Consider the following 22,848-nt stretch of genomic DNA (forward strand, 5'->3'; position numbering starts at 1 on the left):
CCACAACCTCAGCTGCGTTTCGTGCGCGCGCCAAGCGGGCGCAAAAACGGACCGTTGTGGCCGAACGACACATGAGCTCGAAAGCGATAGCCGGGCTGCATACTGTGAACGCCGAACTCTTCAGGTCTGAACGGAGCGGTTCGATTTCCGAACTCCTGAACCCTGGCCATTTGCCTGTAGCTTTGGTCAGATCCCATCGTTGCCTGAACCGTCGCCAGCGCCTCAGCTTCGCCGTCACGCAGCCAACTGAGGGGCTCAGGGACGCGAACGAAATGCTCAGAGTTCCTCCACAGGCTTCGAAGCTGTGCAAATTGAGCATCGGCTTCCGCGGCACGACCAACCTGATAAAGCAAAAGCGCGTACTCAAGCCGGAGCTGCGGCGACGGCCGATTGTCTGTTTGCTGCAGATTCTGCAACAGTTCGACACGGCGCAAAAACTCAAACGGCCTCGCCGAACTGAGGATGCCGTAACGCAGGCGTAGAACCTGAATATCGCCACGCGCTACCGGATGCTCGAGCGCGGCTAGTACCTCATCCGCGAGATCCAGAGACAGGTGCGCAAACGACTCTTCCAGATTGGCGGGTCCGGCTCGGGACAGAATGCGCCATGCATTGATCAGGACGTCGATCTCTGTCTGCGGCTCGCTCTGACTGGCTTCCGGCGGGACATTCGCAAACAGGATGTCGAGCGCTTGCTCTGCTAGGCGCGCAAGCTGTGGCGTGCGCAGACGGTGATCTTCGCCGCGAAGGGCCTCGTACAAAGCTTGCAGGGCTTCAAGGCACGATGGAACTGCTTGATCTGGCTCCGACTTCGCGATGCTCAGCAAGTTCTTGATATGAGTTTCCACCACGAACGGGTTCGTAGGGTTCTCACCGTAAGCCCGCCGGGTGGCGTCGTTGGCCAACGCGCGCAAGCGAGCGACCTCATCGCGCGGGGCCGATGCAGCAGCCTTAACATCCGCTAAATTCAAGTATGCGTTGGCGAGAGAATTGTAGAGATTTAGATCCGGTTCATCGCCAGGGGTACGTTCAATTGACGAAATCGCATATTCTATGTCGATGATTGCCTGCTCTAAGAGTACGAGCTGGTCGGCAGGCCTTACATCATAGATTGGACTTTCAAGCAGCGCGATCCGTCGTCTTGAAATTGCAGTGTGGTGCCGGAAGAGACGGCTAGTGTCTCTTAGAGGCTTCGGCATGCTATCCAGCGCCTCTAGAACCTCACGCCATATAGTCGCAAAAGCTCTCAGGCCATGCGCCGGATCAACCTTGAAAATTACAGTCGGAAACTCGTCTGCGAGGGCGCGGTATCGTAGCTCCGCCATGGCGGGCTTTACGGCGATATCCTTCAGAGCGAGGAAACGAAGATGCTCAGCATCCCGAGCCTCTCCATACCCCAACTCAACTCTACTGTCGTGGTCATGAAACAGCGCGTTTATGAGCAGACGCCCTAAAATATCATGCGCGAGCCCCCAGTGCTGATCGCCGGCGGCTGAGACCCGAATTAGCCCCAGGGCTGCTAGGTTAGTGCGCGAGTCTTCGAGGCGAACTCCGAGAGGCCATTCGGTGTCAGATTGCGGCAAGAGCCCTTCGTTCAAAGCGAGGCGCTCCGAACTGAGAGCCGCGATTTCGACGAGAGCGCGTTTCATCGCCAACGTTCCGCCATGCTCTTGAAACGCCGCATAGATCCATTCCTGGATAGATCCGCTCAGATCTCGGCTGCTGCGAAGCCAGAAGGAAAGAGCAATCCAGAACGCAGCATTGGCGCCCATTCCTCGGACACTATGGGCGCGGTAGAAGCGCTCCCATTCTTCTGCCGACCGCTCTTTTCCGTAAGTACGCAGGAATACGTTGAGATGCCGGCCAAGGCCGACGGCATCCGACGAGTCGACGATGTGGGTAAGCGCGGCGATCTCGCGGGCGAAAGCCTCGCTGTAAAAGGCGGTTGGCTTGATCGGACCAGTGACCACCAGCACGATCGCCGGCCTACCCGACCTTTCCAGTTCGGAGAGAAACCGGCGGAGTTCACCTTCCCGGTGTTCCCAGTGAGCGCGATCAAAGACGATTACCCAAGGCGTTTCGTACAGCCGCTGGTCTTCGACATCAGGCCTATCGGCAGAGCCGGCCACTTGGTCGGCCTTGGTCAGAAAGCCCACGAGCGGCAACGCGTCGGGTGCGAAAGGCGCTGGCTTTGCCACCAGGGCCGGATAGCCAGCCCTAGCGGCTTCCCATGCGAGCTTGCGGATTAGAGTAGTGCCGCCCGCCCCCGGTTCGCTCGCGATGTAAGCAATCTTATTCTCGGCCGATCCAACTGTGTCGAGACGGCGAAGCAACCTCTCCAGCGGTCGATAGCTGTCATCGTTCCGTAGCCAAGGCACACCGGCAGCGAATGGGCGCCATGACGCCTCTCCCCCTTCGAAGAAGGCGCCAAACTCTTCCTCAGAAAGCTCTTCTGGCGAGATCGAAGCCAGATCCCGTTCTTGGATAAGGTCATAGTTTGCAAGGATCGGCCGCTCGACATTGTCCGCGTCGGTGAGGTCGACAAGTACCGTTTCCCCGCCACTGCGACGCATACGGACAAGCGTCGTCTGACTTGGATAGGCTTCAAGGTAGCGCCGCGTCAGATCTTCGACGAACGCACGGGGCTTCAGTCCGAATAGTTGTGCTGGGGGACCCTTTGTTACCGCCTCAGCCCAAGCGGTAGCGTCGGCAAACGCGTTATCATCGTCGGAGACTAGAGTGACGTACGGATGAAAACTTGCGTCGAGCAGGTTTGCCAGCTCGTTCGGCATTTCGATTCGATCGCCGGAAAGCACGAGCAGACGGCGCACATTCGACCGCCGTAATATCCCGAGCATCGCCATCCGTTTGAGCGTGGCGTCAAACCCAGAGTCTCCAGCGTCGAGGACATAGAGAGGCAGGGATCGCGGTGGAAGCGGGATAAGCGAGGGATCGCTTCTGATGATCTGGATGAAGCCCCGCTTCCGCGTCAGGTCAGCATCGCTATCGCTTGCGAGGATATTGAGAAGCGCTTCGTGTGCGTCGGTGAGGAAAACTTCGCGCCAGGGCAACCGGATAAAGGCAGCAAGGCTCTCCGCATCCAACCCGTCCGGCACTTTATGCAGCCACAGCGAAACATCGCGGCTACCCAACGCAGAGAGGAGGCCGTCAGGAACCGCATCGGTCGCGATAAGAGAGTGCATGGATTGCATGGGGCGAAGATTCTCGTTTTCCGATTAAGCTTGGCCGTCGGAGCTGCTTTAGCAAGTCAAGAATATGTAGCTGCGCTTTCTAGCCCACAATCTGGCGGTGCCGCCGCCGGGTCGCCGGATCACGATGGGCCGAGGAACACGAAATTCGGCATGCTTTTTCCGATCCGAGGGGATTCCTGTTGACGGCAAGATTGAAGCGTCCGCCACGTTCGGGCCTTACGCGATTGTCTGCACACTGGATTTTCCAGGCCCGATGCCTTGGGTGGGTGCTGTCAGTCTAACGCTAACTTGTCTCCACTTTCGGCCTCGACGGGGCTCGAGTTCGGAGATGGTTCGTGCAGCTCTCACTCAAGCGCCACAGGTTTCCCGCGGAAGTCATAAGGCACGCCGTCTGGCTGTATTTCCGCTTCACCCTGAGCTTTCGCGACGTCGAGGAATTGATGGCCGAACGCGGCGTCGAGGTCAGCCGCGAGGCCATTCGATGCTGGGTCAACAAGTTTGGCCCGTTGATCGCCTCAAATCTGCGGCGCGGCCGTTCTGCGCCAACCGGCCGATGGCATCTGGACGAGGTCGTGGCCAAGATCGGCGGGCGGCGGATGTTCATCTGGCGCGCCGTCGATGACGAGGGCGAAGTCCTCGATGTCTTGGTTCAGAAACGCCGCAACAAGAAGGCCGCTCTGAAGCTGCTATGTCGGCTCCCAGAACAACCGCGCCGAAAACTCCCATCTGGTCATCCGACGACGAGAACGAAAGCAGAAGGAAGTTCAAATCCCAGGGCTCAGCCCAACGCTTCCTCGCCAGCCACGGACCAATCTACAACGCCTTTAACCTCCAGCCCCACCTCATCTCCCGGCCGGGGCTTCGAAAGCTCCGAGCCGAGGCGGAGCTTGCCTGGACGGCGGCCACCGCCGCGGCCTAGCTATCCCCTCCCCCGCACGCCTCGCGGCCGACGGCGGTTAACTTGTCAGTTCCGGATGAAATGCTCCAACGCGGATCCTGCTTCAACCTCAGGTCCAAGATCGGACCTACTCGCGGTGCCCCTAGCTTAGCCATAGGCAGAGGGGCATAGTGCCCCGATGCAGTTTCTTGTCTACCGCGCCCGGTCGACCCCGACGCTAAAGGGTCTGACCTATCCGTATGTCAGCCTCTACCAGGACGCCTGGGACGATTTCGGCTGGAAGTGCCGGTTCATCGCTACGCTGCATCGTACCAAGGACGATGAGATCGACCTAGGCGCCGTTCGCATCGCCGTGGGCGACAAGGGATTTCGGGGCGGTGAACTGCCGGCGCTCATCGACGAACTGCCAGCCAAGGCGGCTTCGCTGGGCGAATCCATCGCCTATTACCGACGTATCGGCGAGCTTCCCGAGAGGCTGCGGAAGAGATACCTCACCGCTCTACGCGACATCGTCGCCAAACCCTCACGCCAGAAACGCATCACTGCGATTAAGCTTTGGGAGGACTCCTTCCTACGTGAGGCCTCGTCGCGGCACGCGCTCAAGCGCGGCGGCCACTACATCGACGCGCCGAGCGAGAAGATCGAACCGCCGGTCTTCAAGTTCACGATGAAGCTCAAGGGCGCCACCGGGTCACACGTCGTTGACCTGGATTTTTCGGCCCACAACGGCCTCCCCAACAGAACCATCCTGTTGGTCGGCCGTAACGGCACCGGCAAGACGCGCGCGCTTTCCAGCTTGGCGGCCACCGTCATGCCGCCCCAGGTCTTCACCGAAGTCACCCGCAAGGGCATGCCCAAGACCGAGATCATCCCGCCACCCGAAATCAGCCGGGTGATCACCATCTCCTATAACGCTTTTGACGAGTTCCCCCTACCGAGTGAACCGGCGCGGGCGCCGCGACTACTGGGGGTCTCCTACCGCTCCAGGGCCTCCTACAAGTACTGCGGTCTACGAACGGCCGATGGGACGATCAACGCCGACGAAATCGGCAAAATGCTGGGCGAGGCGCTCCAGCCTGTCGTCGAAAGCGACCGGGAAGACGTTCTCCAGCGCGTCCTGTCCACACTGCTCGACCCCGCCCGCGCCGAAGCCTTGAGCTCTGGCGACCAGGACGTTCGGGACGAGGCCGTGCGCGCCCTGAGCGCCGGACAGCGCCTTGTAGCGGCGATCTTCAGCAACATCGTCGGCTTCATCGAGGAAGGCTCTTTGCTTTTGATCGACGAGCCCGAAACCAACCTCCACCCCGGGCTGCTCACAACTGTCATCGCGGCGTTGAACCAAACGCTGGAGGAGTTCGATTCCTACGCCGTCGTAGCCACGCATTCGCCGATCCTGCTGCAGCAGATCCCCAGCCGCTATGTTCGCGTCTTCACGCGAGATGGCACCGATCGCCCGAATATTCGGACGCCCAGGTTCGAGAGCTTCGGAGAGGACCTGGGAGAACTGACCCGGCGAGTGCTGGGCCTTGCCGATCCGGAAACCGACTTCACCCATGTGCTCGACGCCCTGTTCGAGCAACATGGTAGCGCACAGGCCGTCGAGGCGCTTTTCCCCTACCCGCTGGGCGTACCCGCCCAAATGCACCTCTATGGGCTGGACGAGGCCCGTGCAGACCAGGACGGTGAGCTGTGAGGCGGCTAGGTCCCTACGCGGCGAGAGCGGTTCCCTCGTTCGCCGACCTAGTGGAAGAATCCACACCAGAACGCAAGGAAGCCATGGAACCGCTCGTGGCCGCTGTCGCAGTGGCCTGCGGCGCCTACGACGCCGCGTCGCCCAACGTCCATACGCTGGTGGCGATCACGATGAGCAAGGCTGATCGGACCAAGCTGATCGACGGCTATGACGGCCGCACCGTCGCCATGAAGCGACGGCTCGGCAAGATGATCGGGTCCTTGCCAGCCGCAGACGCCGACCTCTGTCCCTACTGCTCACTCGACACCAATCCTGACCTGGATCACTTCCTTCCCAAGGCCGTGTTCCCGGAATTCTCGCTGCACGGCCGCAACCTCGTTCCGATCTGCACGCCATGCAATCGCAAGAAGCTCAATGCAATCAAGGCTAAGGTCACCAACGCACGGCTCTTTCTGCACCCCAGCGCGGAGCCGTCCAACAACGCTCGAGTGTTGGAAGCCGACCTCAGCTTCGACGCTGGCAAGATGACGGTCACCTTTCACATCGACGACGGCGGGGCGTTGTCGGATGACGAGCGAGAGCTGGTGGAACGCCATTTTGCTCGCTTGGGTCTGGGCGATCGCTACAGTCGCCGGGCGCACAGCTACATGGCCTCGTTCAAGGCCAGCGTTAAAGGTCACCCGGCAGCGGCGGTTGCGAAAGCGCTGCATTCGAAGATCAAGAATCCCGAATTTGGCGAACCCGTAAATGGTTGGCGGCCAGCGCTCTTCCGCGCCGTGAATGTTCAACCTCAGGAAACACTCGACTGGCTGACTACGCCTTAGCTCCATCGGCTAGCTTGTAGGATGTTGAACGGGTCGAAGCACTCCTGGCGGACTTGGTCACGGGCCAGGGTAAGGCTTGATGTCGGCGGGCTGATCCTGGTTTTCCAGAGCGCTTCTGGTCCGTTCATGGGCGGACATCACATCTGGCGAGCTGATGCCTCGATCTGGCCGGCGGTCCGCATCACGCCGATGAAGTCGTAGGCGTGCCCCGTCTTCGGGAAGAACCAGTAGAGCAGCAGCAAGCTGTCCTGCCCGCCCTGCAAGCCCGCCGACCGTGAGGCGTGACCGATGTTCTTCTGAAACTGCTCTGGGGAGTTTGGGGCGCCTACCGCGAAGGCGATCGTGTGTCTGAGGTTGCGGCTCCCGAAAGTGATCCCAGTCGTAAAGAAGTGGTTCGGCTTGCGCTCCACCGCTCGCCAGCCTTGCCGCACCAGGCCCTCGAAGGTCTTCTGTCCCTTCAGGTCTGCGCACAGAAGGCGGTAGCCGAACCGCGTCCATCCGACCGGCCGAGCATCTTCCAGGGCGTGGAGCAGTCGGCTCCATAAGTTCGAGCGCGTGATGGGGAACGCCAAGGTTCCGGCGGCGCGCCGCTCGCTGTAGCCCGCCGCCAGCGGGATCGAGGCTCCGTAAAGCTCGAATGGAGTGCCGTCGAACTCGGCCTCACCGACATTGAACTGAGTTTCCAGATAGAAGGCGAGGAGATCGAGTTCGTCCGCCGTGTACCGCGCGTTCTTCTCAAAATCCGAGCGCCGGTGCAGGTAGTGACAGCGCTCAAGTTCGAGCGTCAGCACCTCGAACACGGTTTCGAGCTCAAAGACGCTCATGGTCGGGGCGATGTCGATGGTGGATGGCAATAGGCCGGCTTCGACCAGTTGCGGCCAGTGCGCCGACAGCGAGCCCAAGGAATCGAAGACCACGGTGACCCGCGTAATCCGGCGGACTGCCTGCGGGTCCAAGGTTAGGGGGCCGTCAGCTGTTGTGAAGGTAACGGGTAGGCTGGCCTCGGCGACACAGTCTCTGAATCGTTCGGACTGTTCCGAGCCATCGACGACCAGCTTCTTCAGGTCGCTCTTCAGGCGCTCGGGCGCGCCCCGGCGGGCCGGGGCGCTGAGACGTCCCGACTTGGCTTCGAACACCAGCACGGTCTTGTCGATGACGGCGACAACATCGGATTCCCATTCCTTGCCCTCGTCGTCGACCCATTTGGCCTTTGACCAGACGTCGGCATGGGGCAGACCAGCCTTCACGACCTGCTTGAGCTTGATCTCCAGCCAGTCACCTTTAGCCCGCTCCCATCGCTCTTTGAGCCTAGCGTCATCGGCGCACAGGTCTTCGATCACTTCGACCAGACCGGTACCCAGGCTGGCAGAATTGGCGGCGAAGTAGCTGTCGTCATCCAGCCGCACAAATGGCCTCAGACGGACGGGATTGGCGAGCTGGATGCGGTCCGCCGACACCTGCGCCAGATCACCGAAGCGATAGGACAGTCTGTCTAGGAAGGCCCGTAGCGCGGTCTCCTCGCCTATCCGGAAGCGCGCGTCGATGTCCTCGTATCGAAACGTAAAGACGCCGGCCAGCAGGCGCTCTGCAGTGACCCACATGAGACCGAAGAGGTGTTGCTCCGACAGCCCGGGGTGAGCCGCCTCTGCGCGGAACCGCTCAGCGGCCTCTTCCGGAAACCGGGCGCAGAACGCGTCCACCTTGTGGGCGCGCGACCCGCGCTTCCACATCCATTTCCGGCGCCAGTCCCGATCCGCATTGAAGCGCTGAGACAGAAGATCGAAGAAGCCCTCGATCAACTTGACAACCTCGTCCAAGGTGCAGCCGAACTTCCTCTTGAAGGCCACGTCGAGTGAGGGCGACACGTCTTTGAGAAACCCGAGCGTCTGGTGGATGTGCCGCGCGCCCCGGACTGCCAGTGACCATCGCTGGACCTGATCGACGAGCGCCAACCGGGCGTCTTCGGTCGGATCGTCGGCGACCCGGCCGCTGGAGCGGCCGAGAAAGGCTGTGGTATGTTCGGTGATCAGGGTCATCGCCCGCCCGGCCATGGCGGCGTGATCGGCATCCGCGTCGGTCGCGGTCCTCGGCTTGGACAGATAGAGCGCCTGCAACAGCTCCAGGTGAAACACCTGCACCGTTTGGCGCTTTTGGCGCTGCGGATCGCGGCCCAGGGAATAGAGAAGCGAGAACGCCAACCGCGCCATTACTTCAACGCCGTCGCTCTCATTTACCAGCTGTTCTAGCTCGGCCAACGTCGCCTTGAAGCTGGACTGCGCCCAAGCGCCCTCAGCGCGTGTGGCGGTAGCCTCGGTGGAGCTGAGTTTACGCAGAGGACTCATCGGACGGCGCGTCTTAGCCATGGATCCTCGCTGGAGGGTAACGACCCGGAGGCCGCCGCTCAGTCTCGTAAGCCATTTGCCCTCTATATAGGGAACCGCTATCGCACGACCGCAGTACGATTTGGTCCCTGTAGCCGAAGCTAAGTCGCCCCGCCGCGTTATTGTACCGGCGTCATTGTACCGGCGTCGTCACCTTCGACGGTGCCTGTCGGCCGCCGGGGATACGCCAGACACACACCATGCGCGGTGTACTGTCCTGAGACGTTTGCAGCGCCTCGACCCAGCAGTTGTCTTGAAGCGTAAGGGGCCACCCACGTTGGGAAACGAGATCTAAGACAATCAGAAAACCGATTCGCGGCCCAGTGAGTTCGTAGGTCGCCACTTGCCCGAGGTACTGGCGTATCGCCTGTCGGGATGCGTCCACCAGCTCGCGCTTGACTTCGATGATCATGCGAAATCCTGGTCGCACGATGGCGATGTCAGCGCGCCCGCCACCGACATCGGGCAGCTCGCGCGAGATCTGATGCTGGGGGAACCCGTTGGCTTGGAGTCGCAAGAAGTGCCAACAGGCGCGTTGCAATTCGACCTCGAGCGGCGTCGTTGCGTCCTTAGCGAACAGGAAGTCGAACGTGCCCTTGGCCATCGCTGGGGTCATGTCCAGACAATGGCTAAGGAACAGATGTAGATAGGTGATGAGACTGCGTGCATCGCCGCGCATGTCTCCCGTGTAGTCACTATGGCCTTCCAGCGCCTTGTCCATCGCCAGATAGGCGCGCTCGATGGGACCGGTGAAACTGGACGGCGTCGACAGAGCGACCATTCCGTCAAGCGGCGGCCCGGCCTGAGCGGGCGATGCGATCGCGGGAGCACGCCCGAGCGAAGACCGCCGCCGCTCATCGGCCAAAGCCGAAACGGCAGCGATCAACGCCATGGCCTCGGCGCGGTCATCAGCCGTCGTGGCGTCGTCGTCGCACCATGCGGCCAGGTGACTACGCAGGCCCTCCTCGCGAAGAAAGCTCAAGGCGACGGTTTCTGTAACGGCTTCTCGCAGCCTATCGCCGCTTGAGGTCGCCAGCGGGACCATCGTGCGACGGAGCCGCGCGATCTGTTCCAGGACGGGAACCGCGCGCAACCAACTAGGCTTGGCTAGATCAAACGAGAGCCCCTTCAGGGCCGAGGCCAACGACCACCAGGCGATCTCGGCGTCTACCCGTGGGCGAAGCCAGGTGCGCAGAGCCGCGCGATCCATCTCCATCGTCCTCGCCGCCGTCGCGGCGGTGGCCTGCGCCAACAGGATCTCCAAATCCTCGGGCTCGTCCGAGCAGAAACTCACGAGCGCCGTCAGCACCCTGGAAAGCGCGAAAGCCTCGACCAGTTCTGGTCCGGCCACGGCAGCGGCTGCAAACTGACCCGCGGCGACCTCAAGGCCGCTTAGAAGCGTCGCCTTGTCATCTGCGGTCAAGGCCCGATCTAGGGAAATCAGGGCTAGTTCGTAGAGCGCTTGCTCACCGGCTTCGGCGTCGACACTTAAACGCCGAAGAAGGTCCTCCAAGTCCGGCGATCGGTTCCACAACCAAGCCAAGCCTGCCAACAGCGCCCCTCGACGCAGCACCACTTCGGCCTCGCCCGCATGGAGGTCATCCAGGGCCGCTATGGCGGCAGGTCGTGACGCGCCCGGGAGGTCAGCCAAGAGGAAGGCGCCAGCAAGGCACTCCGACGCCATGAGCGCGGCGGGCACAGTGTCGCGCCTGCTGGCGCGCTCCAACAAACGCCGTTGCAGCAAACGCTGGTCCCGTGCGTCCAGCGGCAGCTCCAGAACGCCTTGGGCCGCCGCTGAGACTACGAAGGGGTGCGGATTATGGCCAAGAATGTCGCTGACCAGCGCGACGGCCTGCATGCTCAAGGGTTCGCTGGATCCCGCCAGCGCCGTGATCGCGCGATCGGCGTAGAGGCTTTGAGCCAGGGCGTCGGATGCGGCGACCAGGCTATCGAGCCCGCCAAGATCCGCTAGCGTGGGCACCGTGAAGTTTACGAGGCGACGCGCCAGTTCCTCCTGCGATATCGCGGTCAGAACATCGCTCCGCATTCAGCGGGCGCTTTGATGTTCTTCGGAGCGATGGCGGGCGCGAGGATGTCGTGTCTCGCCGAGGCGAGAAAGATCTGAAGGTTGAGCGTCTCGCTGGCCACCTGCCCAATCTCAGCCATCATCGCCACTAGGTCCGCATCACTCAGCTCTTCGCTGCCCGGGGAATCGATGAAGAGAACGCCTGGATGGTTGCCGAAGCCGCTGCGGGCCGCCATCCGCATCATCGCGATCACCAAGGCGATCCGCAGACGAAGCTTCTGCCCAGCGGTTTGTCTGGAAAAGCCGCTGGTCGAGCCTGAAACGGTGACCGAGATGGCGTTACCGCGGATCTGAATGGTCTGGAGCCCGCGAAAGCCAAACCGCTGGGCGATCGCGACAACTTCGCTTTCGAGATCCTGAAACAGCTCGGCGCTAGCGGACTTCATGCGCGATTCAGCGATTGCCTCGGCGATCCGCAGGATGCGTAGACGGTCGTCGCTGGGCGGCGCGGGAGGGGCATGCGCCATCAAGGCCCCCAACTGTTCCAGCTTCCCGGCTACGCGGAGTAGTTGGCCCTCCAACTCGCGCCGCGCCCGCAAGGCCGCTGCCTGGGCTTCGATCGCCTTTAGCCGCGTCACCGCCTCGGCCCGTCGGCGCTCGGTGTCTTTGGCTGACAGAGCGATCTCGTCACCCCGCTTACGCGCCGCAGCCTCGGCGTCACCAAGAGACTTCACCCGCTCCATCGCGGCGGTTAGCGCGTCATTCAATGCATCTTGGTCGTCCTTGAGCGTCTCGCGGTCACAAACAGCGCAACGTCCATCAGCCTCCTCCGTCTGCGAACGGCTATCCGGGATCGGGTCCGCGCAGCGTGGACAGCAGACCGGTTTGAGGCCGGCGAAGATGCGCTTGGAAGCTGCGCCCTCTTCGAGCCGACGCTGGGTGGCGCGTGCCTCGTTCTTCTCTTGGCGAAGCGCGGTGACGGCCCATTCAGCCTCCGCCGAGCGCGCCTGCAGTTCGCTGCCCTCCCGTGAAAGCTTGGCGTGCTCGAGCGACAGCGCGTCGATCTCGTCGAGCTTGAGCGCACCATCGCTGAGGGCTTTGAGCTTGTTCTCCAAGGCCTTGCGCTCGGACTCGACGCGCTGGAATTCCACCGACAGCGCGTCTTGTTTCGACTTGCCTTGGGTGGTGCCTTCTCGCTGGGCTTGCTCGAGTGTCACGGCGTTCCTCAGCGCCATGTGCGTGGCGGCATAGGGCATGCCGACAAAAAGGTGGAGCATGCGCCACCACAAGGCCCCTACGGTGATGTCGCCGAGAATGGCCGGGTGGGAGCCCTCGATGAACATCGACCCGGCGTAGGCGGTCCAGGAATGGAAATACTGGGAGGCCTCATCACCAGTGTGACTGACATTGGGGATCGGCTGCAGCGCAAAGCGCCGCATCATAAGGTCGCCCATCGTGTTTTCGAAGTCGTCGTCGCCTTCAAAGGTCTTCAGAATTCGGGCTGGCCCAGGGTAGACTTGGACGAGTTTTCCCCGCGGAACGGCGTCGAAGTCCATGAAGTCGACGCTGTAGCGATCAGGTCCTATCGAGAACTCAAGCTCGACGGTGTCGATCCATGATCGAACCTCGGGCTTCAGCGCCCGGGTGTCACCGCGCAACGCCCAGAGCGCGACTTCCAGGATCGTACTCTTGCCGACTTGGTTGGTGCCATTGCTCAGGGCCGCATACAACCCCACACCAAGGTCCTTCCATTCAAAGGTATAGGCACCGTCGGTATGGCCCGTATCCCTCTTCGTTCCGCTGAACATCAGGCGGCGGAGCGTCAGGTGATCGGCACGTCGGCTTGGCGCTTCCTCTTCGACCTTCAGTTCATCCAAAAGTAGGTCGACCACGGCGAGCGTGACTTTCGCCTTGTCCGCGACGGCCTCGCGAAATGGCGCGATCGGAGCTGGTGTGCCGGCCGGGGCGCCGTCCTTATGATCGATCACCGGTTTAGTCACGAGCGCCCCTCAAGATTGGCCAGCCTTGCTCGAACTTGGGCGGCGATGGACGCAATGGTCTCGCCATTGGGCGCGCTGGCGTACTCTGGTTGTTGGTATTGCATACGGGCCAGGTCCTCCCCCGAACGCCCGCTGCAAAGCTCTCCGACCAAGCAGGCGCGATCGGAGTACCACTGTGCCTCTGCCAGTTCGGCGACCATCCGGGCAGCAACCTCGGCGCCCCGCTGGAGAAGGAAGTAGCGCTGACGCCGGGTTTGTGGGTGACGCAAAGCCTGGGCAAGACCGTAACTGATCAAGGGGGCCAAACCCGTATCGATCGGCTCGAAAGCACCGTAAAGGTATTTAGCCATGGCATCCCGACGAACTTCTGGTTCCTCGGTACCCAAAATCGCCTGGGTGTGCCGCAGCCACTTGGCCTCGTTGGTATCGATGTAGACGTCGAGCAGCGCATGCGCGAGGTGATCTGGATTTCGGACCCAGAAATCCAGTTTCTGCAGACGCTTCTGAGAGCCGATGACGCGAACCGCCAGCGGAACTGGCGGGGGGTCGGCCAAAGCGTCGCCGCACTCGGCCAGAATGAAGAGCAGGCGCAGGGCGTCGCGAAACTGCCGGGTCGGCTCGTCGGTATAGACACTGGAAACGGTCAAGACGCCGGGAGCCCCCGCTCTCTGTTTGTAACAGGCTAGCCTCACAACGTACGCGCGACAACGTCGGATAGTCACGCCCCGCACTGAATGGTCGAGGTCGGCCCGAAAGGACGGAATGGTGCGGAAGATCAATCGATACTGTCCGACCGTAAGCGGACCTTCCCAAGGTCCGAGAAAAGTCATCCTTTCGCGTTCCCCGGCCCCATGATGCGCCTACTCCGGCGGGCGCGATACCAGCGTCCAGCCCGGCAGGTTCAGATTCGGCACTGCCTGTTTGCGGCTGAGGTAGAAGCAGCCATCCGGCATAGGTCGGTGCTCATACCCTTCAATGTCGTAGTGGCAATTGACGGCCGGCGGCGGCTTCAGGACCCAGACGCCCCCGTCGCGGCCTTGCAGCGCCTCGGCCTCCTGCCGGTAGTATTCCATAAGGTTCTCGCCCGGCCCGAAGCTGAAGATGTTGTCCAGGGCTTGCGAGGTCGAGTCGACCTGATCGGCATGTTTGCCATTGGGGAAGACCGTCAGCTCATGGAGGTAGTCGTCTAGCCAGGGCGCTTCCTTGGGCAGATGCACAAACCCCGCCTCAATCTTCGCCGTCTGATTGGTCATCCGGATCTTCTTGTCGGCAGTCGGCTTGATCGGCCGCAGCTTGCCAAAGCCCTCGGCGCGAAGCTCCTGATAGATCTGCGTGCCCGAGGCCTTGTCCTCGATGTAGACGACGCCGGCGTCATGCATCTGCGCTTGGCGCAGCACCGCTTTACGAAGATCGGGATAGGTCAGGCGCTTGCGGAAGACGTCGAGAAGATAGACGTGTTTGCCCTTCACGCCCCAGGTCGTGCAGACGCTGTAGTCGTGCCACTCCTCGGTCTTGTTGGCCGTGTCCCAGGACTGCACGATCCGGTCAAAGCCGGCGTGTAGATCGCCGGCATCGTAGCGCCGGAACCAGTCGACCTTGACCAGCCCCCCGCCTGCGGGCGTGGGCCGTTGCTGGTACTGCGTCGCCCACACCCCCTCCCCCATCGCCGAGCGGATATGGGCCAGCTCCTCAAGGGGCACGCGCGCTGGATGCAGAGCCTGTCCTTGCAGGCGCCGATAGGTCGGCGATCCAACGAGGGTCTTATAGGTGATGACCTCGTCTTCTTCGGCGATGGCGGGCAGGTTGATGACCGTCCAGTCGGCGCCGCCTTTGGCCTGGACGTGGGCGACAAAGTCATCGTCATGCAGTCGCTGCATGACGATGACGATGCAGGCGGTTGAAGGGTCGTTGCGTCGGCTCAGGAACGTACCTTCGTAGGCAGCGTTGGTCGCGCCGCGAACGGCGTCCGACAGCGTCTCGCCAGGCTTTTGTGGATCGTCGAAGATCAGCAGATCACAGCCCAGACCCGTGGCCGTGCCGTCGATGGAGGTTGCCCGGCGCACGCCCCCCTCCCCGGTGGTCAGAAGATTGGCCTGCTGGCGATCCCTGGTCAGAACCGGACCGAAGAGGTCCAGGAAGGCCGAGCTCTTCATCAGGGTCTGAGTGTCCTGACTAAACTTGCGAGCCAGATCCTGGCCGTAGCTGACGCACAGCACCTGCTTGCCGGGATAATGCGCCAGGTAATAGGCCGGCAGGGCGACCGAGACGCAGAAGGACTTCAGGTGCCGGGGCGGCATGGTGATGATCAGATGCCGCATAGTACCGTGCGCCACAGCCTCCAGATGACCGCAGACCAGATCCAGATACGGCGCCCAGACCAGGTCCACCTCAGGCTGGACGGCCCTGAAAGCGAGCTGGGTGAAGCTCGAGAAATCAGTCCGGTTGAGGGCGGCGATGGCGTCTGTCAGCTCCAGATCTTCCAGCTCAGTTCGCGTCTTCATAGTCGCCCCCCTTGAGCCGAGCCGCGAAGACTTTAAGCGTCTTCAGATCGCTCGCCCGCCGGGCCTGGGCGGTTTCCTTGTCCGGGGTTGCATCGGCCGGATTGTAGGCGTTGAGCAGATCCATGATCAGCCGCATGGCCTTGCCGTCGCCGGCAGCGGCCTTGTTGGCCTGCTGCATGAAGGCCGCCTCCATTTTGCTGACCTTGCGCCGCTTGCCGTTCTCGTTGATCACCACCGAGCTCTCCAGAGCGGCGCTGATGAGCGAGCCCACATTGCGAGACCCCCTCGGGCGCCCGCGGGGATTACCGGACTGTCCCTTGCGGAACCGAGTGGCGATGGGCGGCCGGCCGTAGCCGACGTCAGCCTTGTCAGAGCCGCTCATTGGGCCGCCTCCGTGGAGACCGTGGCTTTGTCCGCCAGATCGTTGAACGTGGCGCCGTCGGCCCTGACCGCCACATCGCCGGTCAGCCGCTGCCACCGGCGGATCGCCAGATCGACATAGGCTGGATCAAGCTCCACGCCTCGGGCGCGGCGGCAAATACGCTCTGCGGCGATGAGGGTCGAACCTGATCCCAGGAAGTTGTCGAGCACCACGTCGCCGCGCGCCGTGACGTCGAGCAGGGCGTCGGCCACCAGCGCTACGGGTTTGGGGGTCGGATGCTGGGTTAGGAGATCGCCCTCCTCAGACGAACGCACAAAGCTGTTGGCCCCAGGATAGGACCAGACATTGGTGCGAGAGCGCCCAAACCGGCCAAGCTGCACGTTATTGCGATGCTGAGTTCGGCCATGTCGGAAGACGGCCACCAGCTCGTGGGCCGAGCGGTATAGCGAGCCCATGCCGCCGTTGTTCTTAGCCCAAACGCAGATGTTGAGCAGACCGTCATAGGCGCGATCCCCGGCCGCCAGCAGCTCAAAAGCGTGGCGCCAGTCGATGCAGACGAAGTGCACCGATCCGTCCTGGCTGGCCGCCGCCGCCCGCTCCAGCGCCTTGGCCAGGAACAGTGTAAACTCCACGCTCGACATCTCGCCCGTCGCCATCGCGAACTCACGGTGCCGGTTCTTGCCCTTGCCCGTGACATGGCCGTCGATGCGGACGTTGTAGGGGGGATCCATGAACACCGCCGCGGCGAGATCCTCACCCATCAGCTTTTCATAGGTCGCCGCCTCCAAGGCGTCGCCACATAGGATGCGGTGCGGGCCCAGGGTCCAGAGGTCGCCGGGTCGACAGACCGCAGGGCCAGCAGCGGGCGATTCATCATCAGGATCGCCGGCCTTGGCGGCGCCATCGTCCAGCCCTTCGATCCGAAGATCGATCTCGCCCATCGAGAACCCGATCACCTCCAGATCGAAGGTGAGGTCGGCGGCGGCCAGGTCCTTCAGGTGAACCGCCAACGTCGCGTCGTTCCAGGTCGAAAGCTCGGTCAGACGATTGTCAGCGATGGCGAAGGCGCGGGCTTGATCGGGGGTGAGGTGATCCACGCGGATCACGGGTATCAGCTCATGGCCCAGGGACTTGCAGGCTAGCCAGCGGCCGTGGCCTGCGAGGATCTTTTGGTCGCTGTCGATCAAGAGAGGGCAGTTGAACCCAAACGTCTCGATGCTTTGGGCTAGCTGGCGGATCTGGAGTTTGCCGTGGTCGCGAGCGTTCTGAGGATTGGGCGTTAGGGCGTCGATTGGAAGGTGTTCGACGTGGAGCCTGCGCTCGGTGGGTGTCGCATCGGGCTTGGCTTTTGGGCGGGCGGGCATTTGGGTCTCCTCACGATCTGAGGAGACCCATTGAGTGCACGTCGACGTCGCAAACTAGGGGCAGTTTTTCGTTTGAACTAGATTCTGAACCTAATCAGCTCCGCCTCAGTCACGGGCAGATCGCTCCGGTCCACAATCGCTTCTAACCGCTGGGACTCCGCGATCAGCGCATTCGCAAAAGGCAAGTCTGTCGCAATCCGCAGCAAGTCGTCTTGGCATAACCCCTGCAGTCTTCGTCGGCCCAACAAGCCTGACCAAGCTGATGCAATATGGATGACGGGCCTGCTAGGGATCACGACCCTTCTATGGAAATCCCGTTCATGCATCCCGTGTTGATGGGCGGCGGCACGAACAGCAGAACTTTGGTTCCAGCGCCGACCTCTGCGCCGCAGAGGCAGCTCGCCGCGTTCGGCCGCCAAGATTGGTTGAAGCGCCAGATAGCCCGCGTCCAACTTTTTGCGCAGCACCCGCTGAAGGACCTTCTGCCCCCCATCGATGAATTCGAAATTTCGAGACTCGGTCTGGACAAGTTGGGGGAGGATTGCGCGCAACTCGTCGGACATGAGCCCAAAGCGCCTAAGGCTCAGACGAAAGAAAGTCTTTTGCCGGATTTCGCCTTCGTCCAACCCTGGAAACGCCAACGTCGCGAGGACTAAAGCGGACCTTAATCCAGGGCCCAACGCGCTGAGATCAACGATGTCGCGTTCAATGATTTTACGGTGATTTGCCATACAGTTTTCGTCCTCGAAAGGTTCAAAACACGCTGGCGACGGCTGGACTTCACCTGAAAACGGAGCGTTCGTCTAGTCGTCCTTTTTCGACGCCCGGCCCGCTCCGGGCTCGCTCTGGTAGAGGCCGCAGCCTGCGAGCCTCTCGCCAACGAGGATGTCATGACCAAGCTCAGCCCCACCCACCGCGATCTTCTGGCGGCGATCGCCGCTAACCCGACGGGCGCAGCACCGGCGCCAGAGGGAGCCCGAAACGCCGTCAGAGCCCTGATCAAACGAGGCCTTCTAATGGCGCCGCCCGAAACGAGCGGTGGCGACCAGATTATGATCACCGAGGCTGGTCGCGCGGCGGTTGGCCGAGCGGCCGAGGCGCCGGACGAACACGCCCCAGCCCCGTCACCAGCTTCGACGCCTGGCGCCCCGGCAAACCCGACCGGTAAGATCGGCGCGCTCGTCGACCTGCTTCGCCGGGCCGAAGGCGCGCGGATCGAAGAGATGATGGCGGCCACAGGCTGGCAAACCCATTCGGTCCGAGGAGCGATCTCTGGCTCGATCAAGAAGCGCCTGGGCCTGACGGTATCGTCCAACAAGATCGACGGCGCCCGGGTCTATCGGATCGTCGAACAGGCTGGCGCGTAATGGCCGCCTCGGACCTGGCCGAAGAGGTCAGGAGCCTGGAGGCTTTAGACCTCGAGGGCCTTCGCATGGCCTGGCGGCAGCGATACGGGCCGCCGCCTAAGACCAGGTCGCCGGAGTTTCTTCGCCTGTCGCTGGCCTGGAGGCTTCAAGCAGCGGCGCTTGGCGGGCTGGACGCGGCAACCCGCCGACGCTTGCGGGAGATTGGCGCCGGAACACGCGATCATGTCAGCCAGGGCCTGACCATCACCAAACGCTGGCGTGGTGACCTCCACGAAGTCCGGCGGGTCGCCGACGGCTATGATTGGCAAGGCAGGGTCTATTCCAGCCTTTCAGCCGTCGCTCTGGCCATGACCGGGGTAAAGCGAAACGGTCCGAGGTTCTTTGGGCTTCGAGAGGAGGCGGGCGCCTGATGGCCGCCCTCCTCCGCTGCGCGATCTACACCCGCAAGAGCTCTGAGGAGGGCCTCGATCAGAGTTTCAACAGCCTGCACGCGCAGCGAGAGGCTTGCGAGGCCTACGTCCTTTCCCAGATCGGCGAGGGCTGGCGGGCGCTGCCCGCTATCTATGACGATGGAGGCTTTTCCGGCGGCTCGATGGAGCGGCCGGGGTTGAAGCAGCTTCTGGCAGACATCGCCCAGGGCCGGATCGATGTGGTGGTGGTCTATAAGGTTGACCGATTGACACGGTCGCTTACCGACTTTGCCCGGATTGTTGAAGCTTTCGATGCCAAGGGCGTCTCGTTCGTATCCGTGACCCAGGCCTTCAACACCACCACCAGCATGGGTCGGCTGACACTCAACGTCCTGCTGTCCTTTGCCCAATTCGAGCGCGAGGTCACAGGCGAGCGCATCCGCGACAAGATTGCCGCCTCCAAGAAGAAGGGCATGTGGATGGGGGGCAATCCGCCGCTTGGATATGACAAGCCGTCCGATCCGCTGACGCGCGCCCTTGTGGTCAACAGTGAAGAAGCTACCCGCGTCATCCAGATCTTCGAGCGCTACCTGGCCCTGGGTTCGGTCCATGCTCTTTGCGAGGCGCTCCGCCGTGAAGGCGCAAAGACGAAGGTCATCGTGTCCGCCAAGGGCGCCTCGCGAGGCGGGGTCGCGTTCAGTCGGGGTGCGGTCTTCGCGCTGCTGAAGAACCGGGTTTATCTGGGCGAGATCGTCCATCGCGGCGTCACGGCGGCGGTCGGCGCTCATCCGCCGATCATCACGCCAGAGCTTTTCAACCAGGTTCAAAAGCTCATGGCCGGCCATGCGCATCGCCACACTGATCGCCGGACCAGCGTTACGACCATGCCCCTGAAGGGCCTGACGTTCGATGCGGACGGGGCGCCGATGTCTCCGGTCTACAGCAAGCGGCGCGAGGGGCGGGTCTACCGCTACTATGTGTCCACCTCCCGTCTGACCGGCCTACCCGAGACGGACCACGACGTTGTCCGGCGCGTCCCGGCAAACAAGATCGAGTCTCTAGCAATGTCCCTGGTGGCGAGACTCACCAAGGACATTGGAAGCCCGCTGCGACCGGCCTTAAAGCGCATAGAGGTGCATCCCGAACACCTGCAGATTTTGCTCGATAAGTCCCATCTCCTGAGGCGCTGCGGAGACCCAGCCGCCGACCTTAAGACCCTGAGCCAACGGCTTATTCCTGGTGAGCAGCTCGCCGCTGAGATTGGAGATCTAGATCTCGTCAGAGTGATCGTGCCCTGCCGCCTTAGGGCGCAAAATGGACGCGTCTGGGTCAGCGACCACTCCGGCCAGATTTTGGACCGTGTGCCCCGGGCCGATGCGACCTTGATCCGTGGACTGCAAGCCGGACACAAGCTTGTCGCCACGGCCGGCGACAGTCCTTTTGGTCGACCCGAGCTGGTCAGTTTTCAGAAGAGCCTACCGAGCCCTTATTTCCGCGCCCTGATGCGGTTGAGCTTTTTGGCTCCGGACCTCCAGGCGATGATTTTGGAAGGTCGTCAGCCAGCGACCCTGTCCCTGGCCCTTCTCTTGGCCGGGGACATTCCGATTCTCTGGGAAGATCAGCGGCGCATGTTCGCCATCGTCTGAAACGGCCTTAACTCGCGTACAGCCATTCCCTGATTGGAAATCGATGCGGCCTGTTCCCGAATCTATTTTCCCTGTTCGGCTGAGAAATTGGGAGGTCTCTTTAGAGACCTTAAGTCCCCATGGTGATTGGCTTTTTCCAAGCGGGTCACTGCTAGAAACGGCCCAAACTGGCGGGCAATTCAAACCATTCCCTGTAGATTTCCCTGTTCGCAGGGAAACTCACCTGGATCACAGCGGCGCGGAGATATGCCGCGCCTTCTGGCCCGGTCAAAGGGCTGTTCGAAGGGGAAACGGCGACCGTGCTGAGCGATTGTCGTCGAAAAGACGCGCGTTCTCGGTCGCTTAGGAGCGTCGAGGGCCGTTTGAGAGAAATTACCGGGGTGGTTGGCGGAGACGGAGGGATTCGAACCCTCGATACCCTTTTGGGGTATGCCGCTTTAGCAAAGCGGTGCCTTCAGCCTCTCGGCCACGTCTCCTCCTGAGAGGGAGCGGCTGGATAGCCTGTTCGCAGCGACATGACAATCACGCGTTGTCGGAATTTGCCGGTGTTAACGTGAAGCTCAGAGGACGGCGGTAGTTTGAACCTCGTTTTTCCGGTTCGGACCCGATGCCGCCCGCCATCACCCGCGATACAGACGCCCCGAAGGCCGAGAGCCCGGCGGCCCTCCATGAACACAAGGCGCCCCCGCCTGCGGCTCATGCAAGGGCTGCGCGTCCTTCGCTGTCGAGCGCACAGCGTGGGCCGTTTCGCCCAGGCCAGCTGGTGCCGGCCCGGGCCCGGATCGAGGCCCGAACCCTGGCGCGCGCTTTTCGCAGCCTGGACAACCTGGCCATCGCCCTCTCCTGCCTGGCCATATTCGGCATGGTCCCGACCCTGGCGACGGGCGCGGCCCTGACCGTTGGCGGCGGCGTGCTGCTGCTGGCCCTCAGGACCCTGGACGCCTATGTCTTCGCCCGTCGCGAGCGGTTGGGACGCCACCTGATGCGAGTGATCGCCGCCAGCGGCGGCGCGGCGGCGGCTGTGCTGTTCGTCAGCCTGATTCTTCCGGTGGCCCCGACGACCCTTTGGACCTTTCCCGGGCTGGCCGCGATCCTGGCGGCCTTGCACGGCCTGTGGTGGGGTCTCGTGGCCCATGGCCGCAAGCAGGGTCACCTGACGCCCAATGTCGTGATTGTCGGGGCGACAGCCAACGCCCAGCGCCTGATCGAGGCGGCCATGCGCACCGGCGAGGTCAATGTGCTGGGCATCTTCGACGACCGCCTGGACCGCGCGCCCGAAAACATCCTGGGCGTGCCGGTGCTGGGCGATACGACCGCCCTGATCGACCACCGGGTCATGCCCTATGTCGACCGCGTGGTCATCACTGTCACCTCGGCCGCGCAAGGCCGGGTGCGACAGCTGGTCGACCGGCTGGACGTCCTGCCCAACCCCATCAGCCTGTTCGTCGATGTGGGCCGCGACGCCGACAGCGAGGCGGCCTTGTCACGCATCGCCGACGCCGCCCTGGCCGACCTGTCGGGTGCGCCGACCGACGCTCGCAAAGCCGCAGTCAAACGCGTCCAGGACCTGGTCCTGGGCAGCCTCGGCCTGGTCGTCGCCGCGCCTATCATGGCGATCATCGCGGTGGCCGTGCGCCTGGACAGCCCCGGCCCGATCTTCTTTCGCCAGCGTCGTCACGGATTCAACAACGAAGAGATCCTCGTCTGGAAGTTCCGCTCAATGCGGCACGACTTGACCGACGCCACCGCCGCCCAGCAGATTCAGGCCAATGACGCCCGCGTCACGCGCGTGGGTGGCTTCATCCGCCTGACCAGCCTGGACGAGCTTCCGCAGCTGTTCAATGTTCTGAAGGGCGAGATGTCGATCGTCGGCCCGCGCCCCCATGCCGTGGGCATGAAGACCGGCGACGTCGAGTCAGCAAAGCTGGTCGCACAGTACGCACATCGCCATCGCATGAAGCCTGGCGTCACGGGCTGGGCCGCCATCAAGGGCTCGCGCGGCCCCGTCGATACGCCCGAACTGGTGCGCGAGCGCATCGCTCTCGACGTCGACTACATCGAGCGCCACTCGTTCTGGCTGGACCTCTACATCATCGCCATGACCCTCCCCTGCCTGCTCGGGGATCGGTCGGTGGTGCGTTGAG

At 62.4% G+C, this 22,848-nt stretch carries 15 protein-coding genes, 1 tRNA gene and 1 pseudogene; 8 read left to right on the top strand and 9 right to left on the bottom strand.

Going from position 1 to position 22,848, the window contains the following annotated elements:
• Positions 1-8: 8 nt before the first annotated feature.
• Positions 9-3,212 carry a hypothetical protein gene (locus tag ACW179_RS17375; RefSeq protein WP_492060711.1) on the bottom strand — a complete coding sequence of 1,068 codons (3,204 nt, stop codon included), beginning with the start codon at positions 3,210-3,212 and terminating at the stop codon, positions 9-11.
• 335 nt (positions 3,213-3,547) lie between these two features.
• On the opposite strand from ACW179_RS17375, the pseudogene ACW179_RS17380 reads away from it, so the two are divergent.
• The 3 genes and pseudogenes from ACW179_RS17380 (at position 3,548) to ACW179_RS17390 (ending at position 6,627) form a co-directional block, all read left to right on the top strand.
• Positions 3,548-4,131, top strand: a pseudogene (locus ACW179_RS17380) (IS6 family transposase).
• 157 nt (positions 4,132-4,288) lie between these two features.
• On the top strand, positions 4,289-5,803 hold the full coding sequence (locus ACW179_RS17385; RefSeq protein ID WP_492060712.1) for an AAA family ATPase: 1,515 nt from the start codon (positions 4,289-4,291) through the stop codon (positions 5,801-5,803).
• A gap of 83 nt (positions 5,804-5,886) precedes the next feature.
• Complete coding sequence (locus tag ACW179_RS17390; protein WP_492060713.1) at positions 5,887-6,627, top strand: HNH endonuclease; 741 nt, start codon at positions 5,887-5,889, stop codon at positions 6,625-6,627.
• Positions 6,628-6,764: 137 nt separating this feature from the next.
• Here ACW179_RS17390 and ACW179_RS17395 read toward each other — a convergent pair whose 3' ends face one another.
• The 7 genes from ACW179_RS17395 to ACW179_RS17425 all read right to left on the bottom strand — a co-directional run bounded on the left by ACW179_RS17395 (position 6,765) and on the right by ACW179_RS17425 (position 17,281).
• Entirely contained in the window at positions 6,765-8,990 is a 2,226-nt protein-coding gene (locus ACW179_RS17395) for a hypothetical protein (RefSeq protein ID WP_492060714.1), read from the bottom strand.
• 151 nt (positions 8,991-9,141) lie between these two features.
• Positions 9,142-11,055: a hypothetical protein gene (locus ACW179_RS17400; protein WP_492060715.1), complete on the bottom strand. Its 1,914-nt coding sequence runs from the start codon at positions 11,053-11,055 to the stop codon at positions 9,142-9,144.
• On the bottom strand, positions 11,037-13,034 hold the full coding sequence (locus ACW179_RS17405) for a hypothetical protein (RefSeq protein ID WP_492060716.1): 1,998 nt from the start codon (positions 13,032-13,034) through the stop codon (positions 11,037-11,039). Before ACW179_RS17405 ends, ACW179_RS17400 begins: the two co-directional genes overlap by 19 nt.
• Positions 13,031-13,681, bottom strand: a complete 651-nt coding sequence (locus ACW179_RS17410; protein ID WP_492060717.1) for a hypothetical protein — start codon at positions 13,679-13,681, stop codon at positions 13,031-13,033. The genes ACW179_RS17405 and ACW179_RS17410 overlap by 4 nt, the downstream gene beginning before the upstream one ends.
• Before the next feature lie 213 nt (positions 13,682-13,894).
• A complete protein-coding gene (gene terL, locus ACW179_RS17415) occupies positions 13,895-15,535 on the bottom strand; it encodes a phage terminase large subunit (protein WP_492060718.1) in 1,641 nt (546 codons plus the stop codon).
• Positions 15,519-15,917: a DUF5681 domain-containing protein gene (locus ACW179_RS17420; protein ID WP_492060719.1), complete on the bottom strand. Its 399-nt coding sequence runs from the start codon at positions 15,915-15,917 to the stop codon at positions 15,519-15,521. Before ACW179_RS17420 ends, terL begins: the two co-directional genes overlap by 17 nt.
• A complete protein-coding gene (locus tag ACW179_RS17425; protein ID WP_492060720.1) occupies positions 15,914-17,281 on the bottom strand; it encodes a site-specific DNA-methyltransferase in 1,368 nt (455 codons plus the stop codon). The genes ACW179_RS17420 and ACW179_RS17425 overlap by 4 nt, the downstream gene beginning before the upstream one ends.
• A gap of 305 nt (positions 17,282-17,586) precedes the next feature.
• On the opposite strand from ACW179_RS17425, the gene ACW179_RS17430 reads away from it, so the two are divergent.
• From ACW179_RS17430 to ACW179_RS17445, 4 genes are all read left to right on the top strand, one after another.
• Positions 17,587-17,937 (top strand): hypothetical protein, encoded by a 351-nt coding sequence (locus ACW179_RS17430; protein ID WP_492060721.1) that lies wholly within the window; start codon positions 17,587-17,589, stop codon positions 17,935-17,937.
• 234 nt (positions 17,938-18,171) lie between these two features.
• Positions 18,172-18,648, top strand: coding sequence for a DUF3489 domain-containing protein (locus tag ACW179_RS17435; protein WP_492060722.1), 477 nt, complete (start codon positions 18,172-18,174; stop codon positions 18,646-18,648).
• Entirely contained in the window at positions 18,648-19,058 is a 411-nt protein-coding gene (locus ACW179_RS17440) for a DUF2924 domain-containing protein (protein WP_492060723.1), read from the top strand. Before ACW179_RS17435 ends, ACW179_RS17440 begins: the two co-directional genes overlap by 1 nt.
• Positions 19,058-20,704, top strand: a complete 1,647-nt coding sequence (locus tag ACW179_RS17445) for a recombinase family protein (RefSeq protein WP_492060724.1) — start codon at positions 19,058-19,060, stop codon at positions 20,702-20,704. The genes ACW179_RS17440 and ACW179_RS17445 overlap by 1 nt, the downstream gene beginning before the upstream one ends.
• A gap of 385 nt (positions 20,705-21,089) precedes the next feature.
• Here the strand turns inward: ACW179_RS17445 and ACW179_RS17450 are convergent.
• Positions 21,090-21,180 (bottom strand) — tRNA-Ser (locus tag ACW179_RS17450).
• 287 nt (positions 21,181-21,467) lie between these two features.
• Here ACW179_RS17450 and hfsE point away from each other — a divergent pair.
• Positions 21,468-22,847: a polysaccharide biosynthesis protein HfsE gene (gene hfsE, locus ACW179_RS17455; protein ID WP_492060725.1), complete on the top strand. Its 1,380-nt coding sequence runs from the start codon at positions 21,468-21,470 to the stop codon at positions 22,845-22,847.
• Position 22,848 lies beyond the last annotated feature (1 nt).

The sequence above is a fragment of the Caulobacter sp. AVps18 genome, assembly GCF_058681425.1.